Below are 10,794 nucleotides of genomic sequence, written 5' to 3' on the forward strand. Positions count from 1 at the left end.
CGTTATAAATAATGACCTATTAGATTATAAAAGGGAGCAAATAGGTGTCTAAAGTTATAATTCAGTGTATTTTAATATTGTCACCATTATTGGTAGGTATATTTTATCCACTGCAAAAAATTGTGTATGGTTTTTTATCGTTGCTTACAATTGATACAACAAATATAGACATTGCAATAAAAAGTATAACTAGTAATGAAAAGATAATCTCTATTATTTGCGGAATAATTTTATCTGTATTCTTTTATTTTTGGATAAAAAGAGCTAATACTGAAAAATTATTTAATACAGGTAATGGTTATAATGATTATCCGTTAGTGATTTATTGGATAGCTGGTAAGATACTGGGATATGGAAAAGTAACCTTGGTAAGAGTACCGATATATCTTCAATATAAACTACTTTTAGCGCATATTTTTCCAAATATTCAAGTTGACAGTGATGTAGAAAACAAAGAAAAAGATGTTAATGTCATTGAAAAAAATATGGAACAGCCCTTTGATGAACTAAACCTCATACTGATGGATACTTATGAAATTACAGAGGATCAAATTCCGTTAAATAAAATAAATTTACCAACAGTCATTATTCAAAATGGGAATGATTTTGGGGGGCATCGTTTTTTTAATCCTGAATTTGTAAAAATGATACGAGAAAAAACAAATTTATATAGCAGAACTTTTATGAAAGTGAATATTTATTCTACAACTAATACGAACCATAATGAAGCAATTATTACGAAATGCTTTAAAAATGGAAATAGAACAGGATTTAAAAATATTACAGTATACCAAGCTAATAGAGAGGATTATAGTTTTACTGAGGAACATAAAGTACTTTAGTTAAATTCAAATTGTGGGGTACTTTAAGTGGGACCTCAATCCTACAACTTTAATAGGTAAATATGAATTAGACTTTTAGTCTAGAAGTTGCTTAGTTTATAAAGTTCCTATAACAAAATATACTATGTTTTAAGTAGTTATATGGTACTATTATCTAAAAGAAATTAAACCTAAAGGAGTAATTTTATGGAATGTAAAAATTGTGGTAAAAGCTTGTCACCTACAGATCTTCTTTGCTCATCTTGTAACACTTTAAATGAATTCTATGTTTTTAAGAATAGTGAATTACAAGCTCAATTTACATCAAAATTAAACGATTTAAATAAGGTTATTGAAAATGTTTTACCATCGGTTGAATACACTTGGGATGAATCTGTTTCTTTGTATGCATCAAAAATTGAAAAGGCAAAAGCTATTTTACAAACAGATCTCATAAAAGATCAAGTGGCAACCAAAACATTTAAAGATATGGATAATCTTTTGCAGCGCTGCAAATCAGCCGAATTTCATATTGCATTAGTTGGAGCTATTAAAGCAGGTAAATCTACATTAATCAATGCATTATTAGGTTATAATCTTGCATCAACTCGTGTTACGCCAGAGACAGCATCTCTAACTAAATTCCGTTCTTCAAAAGAGAATAATTTTGTTAAAGTTTCTTTTTATACTTCGGATGAATGGCAACGACTATGGAATAGTGCTAAAGAATCAAGAGCGAAAGTATTCCTTGAAGAATATGCAAAGTTAGATGCAGAGAATATTAAAAATGATTGGTTAAATCAAGATTCAATCACGATTCAATGTGAGTCCATTGAATCGTTGAAAGAAGAAATACATAAATGGAGTTCTTCTAAAACAGCTACACACTATTTTGTAAAAGAAGTTGAAGTTGGACTAGTTGATTTTGATATGCCTGAAGGTGTTGTTTTTGTTGATACACCGGGTTTAGATGATGTAGTTTCTTATCGTTCTGATATTACAAGAGATTATATCAACCGAGCTAATGCTGTGCTTGTATGTGTGAAATCTGACTCTTTAACAGGCCCAGAGATGGCAACAATTTATAGTGTATTTGCTAATACACGTTATAATCCCGAAAAGGTTTATATTATTGCGACGCAACTTGATACCTTAAATCGTCCGGAGGAAAATTGGAAAGAGCAACGAGTTGAATGGTTGAAATATATAACAGACGAAGGTGCCTATGGTGATCCACAACTAGCAAGTCGCAATTTAGTTCCTGTCTCCGGCTATCTGTATTCACTTATTAAAAATTACGATGCAATTGAAGAAGGTAGCGATGAATACTTTGAGCTTGCCTCTATTCTAATGAAATTTAGAATTATGCCACAAAATGTAGGAGAACATGCACAAAGGTTATTAGATTTTACAGGTGTTGATAGCTTAAAACGTCAAATTGAAAAAGAAGTAATCAATAATCACAGAGTATTATTGATTCAAGATATTCGAGAAACGTATTTGCTATGTAAAGAGGATATTCGAGAGTTAACTAGTAAAATGAAACAAGGTCAGTTAGAAATTATTGAATATAGTGAAAAAAATATCCATGAAATTCAAGAACGTAAAGCTGAACGCGAGCAAGAATTACTAGAAATTGAAACGGATAAAAAGGAATTAGAGACACTACTTACATTAATAAAGCAAACAACGTCATCAAGAGTGAAGGAATTAACTGAGGCAATCAAAGGGATGGCGGTACAATAATGAGACCGTTCCCATATCCAAATCCAATTGATGCTGTGAATTTAGTAGTGAAAGTTGCTAAGAAAGCTTATGAATTAGTCAATAATTGGATTGAAAAAAGGATAAAAGAGGCTGGTAATAACAAACCTCTGACTGCGGATTCTTCAACGGCTGATTTTCAATCGATACAAGTTTTACTGACGCAAATAAGTTCAGATATACAGGCATCTTCGAAAGAGCTGGAGCAAAAAATAAGTTTGGAAGTTGATGAATACTTTGCACAATTAAAATTCATATTATCGTCTAATAATTCTCTGTTAAATAAATATGAACTTCAATTTTCTAAGTTTGAGCGTGAAGTACGACGTATAAAAAAACAGTGTATTGGATTTATTGGTAATGAGGTGTCTAAAAATTTAAATTTACTAAATCCTGAATTAAAGGAAATTCTAATGATGTTACCCGGCCAAAAAAAAGAAGAAGCTATTAAACATTTTATTCAGGATTCATTGACACATGCGGTAAGTAATTTCACGGATTTTTTTCAAGATGAAGTAACGTATTTAATAGAGATGGTTGAGGAAAATCTTGTGGCACAGCTAGAGAGAGTAAAGTCGCAAGCAAATCAAGTAATAACAAATTTAAATGAATTAGAAAGTACAGATTTACAGGATATTGAAAATAAAGAGAGACAATTAGTAAGATCCCTTTTGATTATCCATTCTATAAATCAAGTGGATGATGTATTACTAGATACGGAGGAATAAATATGGGTCTTTTTAGTAGAATTGGAAGTGCTATTTCTTCAGCAGCAAAATCTGTAGGTAGAGCTGTTGGAACTGTTGTTGAAACGGCTGGTAGATGGACTAATAATGAGAAACTGGAAAACTTCGGGCGAAATCTAAAGGATTGGTGTGGTGAGGTTGGAGAGTATCGTTCATATAAGAAAGAGACAGCTTCAGCAGCAGATACAGCAAATATAAATGAGATTTTAACGTTATTCAGCACAAAGTTAAAAGATCAAGCAGACGAGCTAGAGAAGAATGCTTTAGATGAAATTCGAGATTATTTTGAAGATGTGATTTCACAAATCGAAGATTCAGGTGTACCTGTGCAAACAAAACAGTTTCGCAGAGCAATGACACAAACAGAGAGACAAATTAAGGGACAATTAAAATCACATTTGGCTAAGCGTGTATCTATTGATGATAAAGAATGTTTGGATATTTTAGGATTGCCAGCAGGGGCTGAAAAATCAAAAAAAATGGATAAGTTCGGTCAAAAGGTTTTGAAAGAAGGACTGGGACAATTAGCTGAGAAGATTGAGCAGACCGTTAATAAATATAATGATGAGTTACAAGAATTATTAAATCAATTACTTGAACAGCAAGAAAAAGAATTAGTCCAAACACAAAATCAATTTAACGAAATGCTTTTGCAGGCTGAAGGAGATTTAGTAGATAAAGAAGTAGCTAAGTTAAAACCAGCGATTATGTTGCAAAGTATTAATCATTTAGAAAAGCTATTAGCATAGCTAAGAAAGGAACTTAATAATGGGGTTTTGGAACTTTTTTGGACTTTCTAGTAAAAAAGATAACGATCAATTAGTTGCTCAAGTAGAGCAACTCCGAGAGCTGCTAAATGATAAAATAGATGCGAATAATACTTTACAAAAAGACTTAAATTATGAAGGCTTAAAACGCATCGAAGAGTTAAATTCTTCTGTTACTAGTCTGTTGACTAATACTGCTAAAGTAATAGAGAAACAAAACGATGCAAATAAACTATTTGTTGAAGAGCATTTTGGTAAACAAGAAAATCAGCTAAAGAAGTTACAATCATTAATTAAACAGAACCATAGTTACACAGTGGAGACATTAAATGCTCAAAATTTGAAAGTTCAAGAGATGGAAGAACAGTTAAAATATCTAGAAAAGTTAAATGAAGAGCTTGTAAAATCAATGCAATCAGTTTGGTTAGTACAATTGAGTCAGCAAATTGATAAGGAATTAACAAAATAAAAAGATTATATAATTAGTAGTGCAAGGAATTAGACTTGCGCTATTTTTTTAAGGAGCATTCCTGTTAGAAGGATTTTCGGGGACTTGAACAAAAAGAGCCCTCTTGGTATGATGCGGGGTGTCAAATCGTCGACGAAATGACCCCTAATTTGTAACCAAGGAGGACTCCATAATGGATTTTAAACAAAATCAGAAAATAAATCAAGTCACCGAGAAAACACTTGTGGTCGGAATCGATATTGCCAAGCGTACGCATTACGCTTGCTTTGTAGATGATCGCGGTCGTGTGCTTCAAAAGTCTTTTGCTGTTTCCCAGTCTAATAGCGGTTTTAATTATTTCTATCAACGTATTTTGACCGCAATGAAAGAAAATGAAAAAACAGAGGTTATTGTTGGGATTGAACCTACTGGCCATTACTGGCTCAATTTAGCTTATTTCCTTGAGGAACGGGGCATCCCCTTAGTAATGACAAATCCGATGCACGTCAAACGTTCAAAGGAGTTAGACGACAATCTTCCAACTAAACATGACCGAAAAGATGCGCTAGTAATTGCTCGTCTTATTAAAGACGGTCGTTTCAGTTATCCGCGTATTTTAAAGGAAATGGAAGCAGAACTTCGTGTTGGCTCAACTTTTAGAAGCAAGTTGGTAGAGGAGTTAGGCTCTCTCAAAAACATGATGATTCGCTGGTTAGATCGCTATTTCCCAGAGTTTACTCAGGTGTTTCCTTCATTCGGAAAAATGGCTTTAGCTGTACTTGAATGTACTCCATTTCCGAGTGATTTTCACCAAAAACAACCCGATGAAGTCTTAACCCTTTATCGAAAGGTCGAGGGGCTAAAATCCCCACAAAGACCAAAAGCAGTGCGCCTTATTGAAGTCGCGGCTAACTCTATCGGGGTAACAGAAGGACGTGAGATGGCCCACATTGAAATCGCCACGCTCGTTCGCCGTTACCATCAATTAGAGAAAGATATCGAAAACATTACGGTGCACTTAGTTGAACTTGTAAAAACGTCTGTAGAGTATGAATGGCTATCAACCGTCCAAGGACTTGGAGATACCACCATTGTTGACTTATTAGCCGAAATTGGAAGCTTTTCACACTACGAAGATCCACGCCAACTTATCAAACTCGCGGGATTAACGTTACGTGAAAATTCCTCTGGTCTGCATAAAGGACAAAAACGTATTTCTAAACGGGGCAGACGAAAGTTACGTGCCCTCCTGTTCCGAGTTATGATGCCTATGATTCGCCATAATGAAGCCTTTAGAAAGCTGCACGAGTATTACACAAACCGTCAGGTTAATCCATTACGCAAGAAGCAATCTATCGTGGTTTTATGCGGTAAGCTATTAAAAGTATTACATGGAATTAGTACCAAGCACAAAGCGTTTGACGCACAGCGAATGATGAGGGATATTCCAGGTCTCGCAGAGGCTGTTTAAACCCTACATCCCCTTAATAAGACAATAAGACCTAGACAACAGGATGACACGGAGAAGCTGGCAATATATTTTCCATTCGACCTTGAGTCCCTAAAGGAGCTTCGCTAGCCTCTGCCTTATGACTAGACCGAACGAAGGAATGTAGGCACATAGATGCCCAGAGACATGGGAGGGTACGTCATCATAAGCTACGCAGAGATCCATTGTGCATCGCATAATTCCCTATCACTACTTTCTATAATTATCCAGTAGTGACCGCGTAGCGTACCCGTAGGTTGGAATAATTACACATAATATATAAATTCTGTTAGGAATCGTGTCGAAAAATATTTTTTTGACACCCCAACAACGGCTCAAACCGTTGATAAATCAATATTTATAGAGGGAAGGAAATATGACTGTAAATCGAATTTGCGAAATTACAAATGTGTCTAGAACTTCATTATATAGAAGGTTATCAGAAGGAGACAAATAATTTTCTCTATTTAATTATAAGGTCCGATTGTTTAATAATGCAGGGTATTCTTATATGAAATAGAATTTGCTTGCATAGAAGTGTAAAATTAGATAGGGAAAGAGTGATATAACAAACTTTTTTGCATAATGAAAAAGTTAGTCGTTGAGGAGTCGGGATGCAGATTTAAATTACAAATCGAGTTTTTGTGGCTGAGGGGTGCGATAATGAGCAAATTAATAGATAATAGTATATCAATATATGAGGCTTTACAAAACATCAAAGACGGAAAATATGTAATGCCAGCATTTCAAAGGCAATTTGTATGGGGGATGGAGCAGATTGAAAAACTGTGGGATTCTATTTTGTTGGATTACCCTATTGCTACATTTCTATTTTGGCGCGTTGATGATTCCAATGTAACATGGGATACATATTTCTGTAACTTTTTATCAGATGTTACATTTGATAGCAGAAAACAAGCTGATAGTGTTAATTACGATTTAACAGGCATTAATATTCATGATACTGATACGGCGGTATTGGATGGACAGCAAAGGCTAACATCGTTGTTTTTATCGTTGTTTGGGGAAGCATACATACGTCCGAATTACGCTAGAAAGAAATCTGGAGATAGGATTGTAACTAAATTACTTATAGAGCTGAACAAGAATAAGATATCAGTGGTTGAGGGAGAGTATAATAGCAAGAAATTTGATATTAAGTTTAGTGAAAAGATTGGTAGATTGAGTCCAACCCAATTTGAGATAAAAAATATCCTTTATGAGAAATTTCAAGATGAAACTACAAGAGAAAAAGCAATTGAAGAAGCCATTGTTCATGTTCCAGCAGACAGCAAGGATTACGCACGAAACATTCTACAAAAGTTGTATAATAAGGTTTTTGTTGAAAAGCTGGTAAGATATACTGAAATTATTGACATGAAACAAGACGATGCTCTTGAGATGTTTGTAAGGTTCAATAGTGGTGGCAAGGCACTGCGTAAATCTGAAATAACGATGTCAATTCTAGAGGCATACTGGCCAAGTGCGAAAACTGAGTTTGGGAAAATTCTCGTTGACTCGTATGCGCGTTTTGATACGGACTTTATTATCCGAGCAGCTTTGATGCTATATGGTGATGTTGTAAAATCCAACATTAACAAAAAGATTGCAGAGGAATTGAAAAACGATTGGAACGGATTCAAGAAAGCATTGACAAATACAGAAAGTCTTCTGAAGGAAATGAATATTGACGTAAGTCGTTTCTCGAGTAGCTGGAACGTACTGTTGCCAATTATTTATTACATTTATTATAATCCTGATGATTACGGCAAAAACATCAAGGGTGTTCGTGCTTATTTACTTAGGGCAATATTCTTTACTTATTTCCAATCCGGCACTACAGGCAAGCTGCAACAGATGAAAAGTAACATCAATAGCTTTGACTATGAAATTACAATTGAGATGCTCGACCAGATGAATGACTTGAGAGTTACAGATGGTAAAATTGAAGACGTACTCAACTCGGAAAAAGGTAGCAGAGTTGCTGGCGAGGTTCTATATTATTTGAATCTTGACTGGACAAGTAAGAACTATAAATATGAACAAGATCATCTTCACCCCGACAACAGGTTTATCGGAAGTAAGCCAGTATCTGTTAGTATAGCAGATTGGAAAAGATGGCACGGAATGCGAAATCGACTACCTAATCTACATTTGCTAGAAGGCAGAAGTAATGGTAGTAAAAATGATATGCGACTCGTTGATTATTACAACGATATGAACGATGAACAAAAGGTGGAATTTTATAAACAAGCTATGATTCCGCAAGATGTTTCACTTGATATAGAACACTTCGAACAGTTTTATGAGGCAAGAAAATCAATACTTGCAGAAAAGATACGTGAGTTGTTAGGATGATACCTTTTTCCGTGTGGGTAAAAATGAATTTAGATTCCTTTTAAATAATTGAATTAATGCTTAATAATCATCAAGAAGCACTTTAATTTATTTGTTGATAATAATTGTGTTTTATATTACTCTATTTAATACCATGATTGCCAATTTATTGGTTGTGGGGCGGTACCACACTTCCTCAAATCGTTGTCAATGCATTTAAGTGGAAATGGATGGTTTGCCGGAGTCCTATGGGCTGGTTTATTATCCACCAATATCGCTAATTTACTTGAATTAACTAAACTTTCTGGAGTGATTTGGATGATGCTAAATGGAACACCGATTTTCTTAACTACCCTTGTTGTCTTCGTGAGGAAGGACAAGTGTCATCAATTTTTGGATTGAGGACACAAGGGCCATAAACATTCCACGCCATAAAGTGGATTAACCAAGCCTGCCTTTTGGTGGGCTTTATTTATTTCACCTTTTTGGACTGTTGAAAATTGACAATAACATAAATAAAGTAATTTTGTCTGTTAGAATTGATTACAGCCAATGAAAAGTACCAGCGCTAACATACTTTTTACCACAGTTTGGTAAGAAAATTTTATTAAATTAAAAGTCAATCATTAATTATCATTACTTTAATTAATACTTTTAGACAGAATTACACGAATGTATTTCTGTCTTTTAGTTGAGAAGAGTTTTTATGTGTTGAATATATATCTCTTGAATATTTATTATATAATGTTTCTATCGCAGATAATTCCATAGGGGGAGTTTTGCTAGTTTGCGAAATAAATAATATACTCGGAGGATAACATTTTGAATATAAAAAATGCTGATATAGAGGCAATTTTAGAAGCCAAAGAAAAAAATCAGCTTGTAGTATTTATTGGAGCAGGTGTATCTGCAAATTCAGGCTTACCCTCTTGGGGAGAGTTAGTTAATAATTTCGCTAAAAGATTGGGTATTAATAGAACTTTAAGCTCTGAAGATTATTTAAGGATTCCTCAATACTTTTATAATGAGAGAAATAAACTGGAATACTATCAATTAATAGAGAGTGTTTTTGCTGGGAAGTATTCACCAAATATTTTACATGATCAGCTCCTATCATTAAATCCTAAACATATTATTACAACTAATTATGATGATTTAATTGAACAAGCTTTAGAAAAACATTATTTATTTTATAATAAGGTAGTAGAAGATAAAGATTTACCTTATGCTGCTAACAATAGATTATATATAAAAATGCATGGGGATATCCTTAAAAAGAATATTGTTTTAAAAGAAGATGATTATTTGAATTATTCAAGAGATTTTCGATTAATTGAAAACTACATAGAATCTATTTTTATAAATCATACTGTATTGTTTATTGGTTATTCCGTACAAGATTATGATTTAAAGCTGATTATAAAACGTCTTCAATCTACAATTGGTAATGATTTTAGAACTGCATATTTACTTAATGCTTCACCAAATATAGATAATTTTGAAAGAAGTTATTTTAAGAAATTTGGAATAAATATTATTGATATAAATTGTATACCTAACTCCTATGAGAAAAGGAATCGCTTAGAAAATTCTTTTGGTAACAATGTTTCAAATTTATTGGACTATATTAATAGTTACGAAGCAGATGATAAAAATTCATTAGATTATTTTGTGGAAAAGTGGAGTTCTTTCAAGGATGTCTACGCTGTTAGAGTAAGTGACTTGTTTCAAAAATTGAACATAACAAATATTAGTTATGAATTCAATGATCATCATTTACAAATAACACTACATCCTTCATTTACTGAACATTTATTTATTATGGGATTTATAATAGAAATGAACAGTATAAAAAAGGATTTAGAAGAATCATTATCTAATTCTCAAATAAATAATTATATGTATATACAAGAAGTTCTATCTAAAGCTGATATAAAAACAATAACAGTTATTAAAAGAGGTAATAATTTTAAAAGAGAAATAGAAACATTTGAAGTGAAAACAAAAGAGGAAGATTGGAAACCTAAAGTTGTAAAACATATTGAAGATAATAGTTATGTTGAATTAGAAAACACAATAAATGAGATTAAATTACGTAACCCTAACTTATCTTACTTTGAAAATTTATCTTTAAGCTATGCATACGCTCATCTCAACCAATTTGTTAGCGCCAATGAACAATTAAAAAATATTTCTTTAAAGGCTTATAAAGAGAAGAAATACAATATGTATTATTTATCAAACTTTAACAAACTAGTAATAACAAAGTTATTAAAATCTCCGGCCATGCTACTGAGTGGACATCTTGCAGAACCTTTTTCTCAGGAATATATCAATGAGTTAAAAAGCGTTATCGAAATGAATACAGAGATAAGAGAAAGTTTTAATCAATTGACTTCAAGTGAGAAAGAGAGCTTTAAAT

9 protein-coding genes and 1 pseudogene are annotated in these 10,794 nt (G+C 33.0%); all 10 read left to right on the forward strand.

Annotation, left to right across the window (positions count from 1 at the left end; genetic code table 11):
- Window positions 1-44: 44 nt before the first annotated feature.
- Complete coding sequence (locus tag ACWNMZ_RS11855) at window positions 45-842, forward strand: hypothetical protein (RefSeq protein WP_251627278.1); 798 nt, start codon at window positions 45-47, stop codon at window positions 840-842.
- Between the two features lie 213 nt (window positions 843-1,055).
- Window positions 1,056-2,567 carry a dynamin family protein gene (locus tag ACWNMZ_RS11860; RefSeq protein ID WP_251627277.1) on the forward strand — a complete coding sequence of 504 codons (1,512 nt, stop codon included), beginning with the start codon at window positions 1,056-1,058 and terminating at the stop codon, window positions 2,565-2,567.
- Window positions 2,567-3,313, forward strand: a complete 747-nt coding sequence (locus ACWNMZ_RS11865) for a hypothetical protein (protein WP_251627276.1) — start codon at window positions 2,567-2,569, stop codon at window positions 3,311-3,313. The genes ACWNMZ_RS11860 and ACWNMZ_RS11865 overlap by 1 nt, the downstream gene beginning before the upstream one ends.
- Before the next feature lie 2 nt (window positions 3,314-3,315).
- Window positions 3,316-4,080 (forward strand): hypothetical protein, encoded by a 765-nt coding sequence (locus ACWNMZ_RS11870; protein ID WP_251627275.1) that lies wholly within the window; start codon window positions 3,316-3,318, stop codon window positions 4,078-4,080.
- A 19-nt stretch (window positions 4,081-4,099) separates the two neighbouring features.
- Window positions 4,100-4,567, forward strand: coding sequence for a hypothetical protein (locus tag ACWNMZ_RS11875; protein WP_251627274.1), 468 nt, complete (start codon window positions 4,100-4,102; stop codon window positions 4,565-4,567).
- Between the two features lie 172 nt (window positions 4,568-4,739).
- Entirely contained in the window at window positions 4,740-6,017 is a 1,278-nt protein-coding gene (locus ACWNMZ_RS11880; protein ID WP_031536138.1) for an IS110 family RNA-guided transposase, read from the forward strand.
- A gap of 382 nt (window positions 6,018-6,399) precedes the next feature.
- Window positions 6,400-6,492 (forward strand): annotated as a pseudogene (locus tag ACWNMZ_RS11885) (helix-turn-helix domain-containing protein); the annotation flags it as partial.
- A gap of 206 nt (window positions 6,493-6,698) precedes the next feature.
- Window positions 6,699-8,393, forward strand: a complete 1,695-nt coding sequence (locus ACWNMZ_RS11890; RefSeq protein WP_449598631.1) for a DUF262 domain-containing protein — start codon at window positions 6,699-6,701, stop codon at window positions 8,391-8,393.
- A gap of 183 nt (window positions 8,394-8,576) precedes the next feature.
- On the forward strand, window positions 8,577-8,774 hold the full coding sequence (locus ACWNMZ_RS11895) for a hypothetical protein (RefSeq protein WP_449598632.1): 198 nt from the start codon (window positions 8,577-8,579) through the stop codon (window positions 8,772-8,774).
- Between the two features lie 420 nt (window positions 8,775-9,194).
- Window positions 9,195-10,794 (forward strand): SIR2 family protein (locus ACWNMZ_RS11900; protein WP_449598633.1); only part of this gene is annotated, 1,600 nt, incomplete at its 3' end.

This window comes from Niallia sp. Marseille-Q9988 (assembly GCF_976954375.1).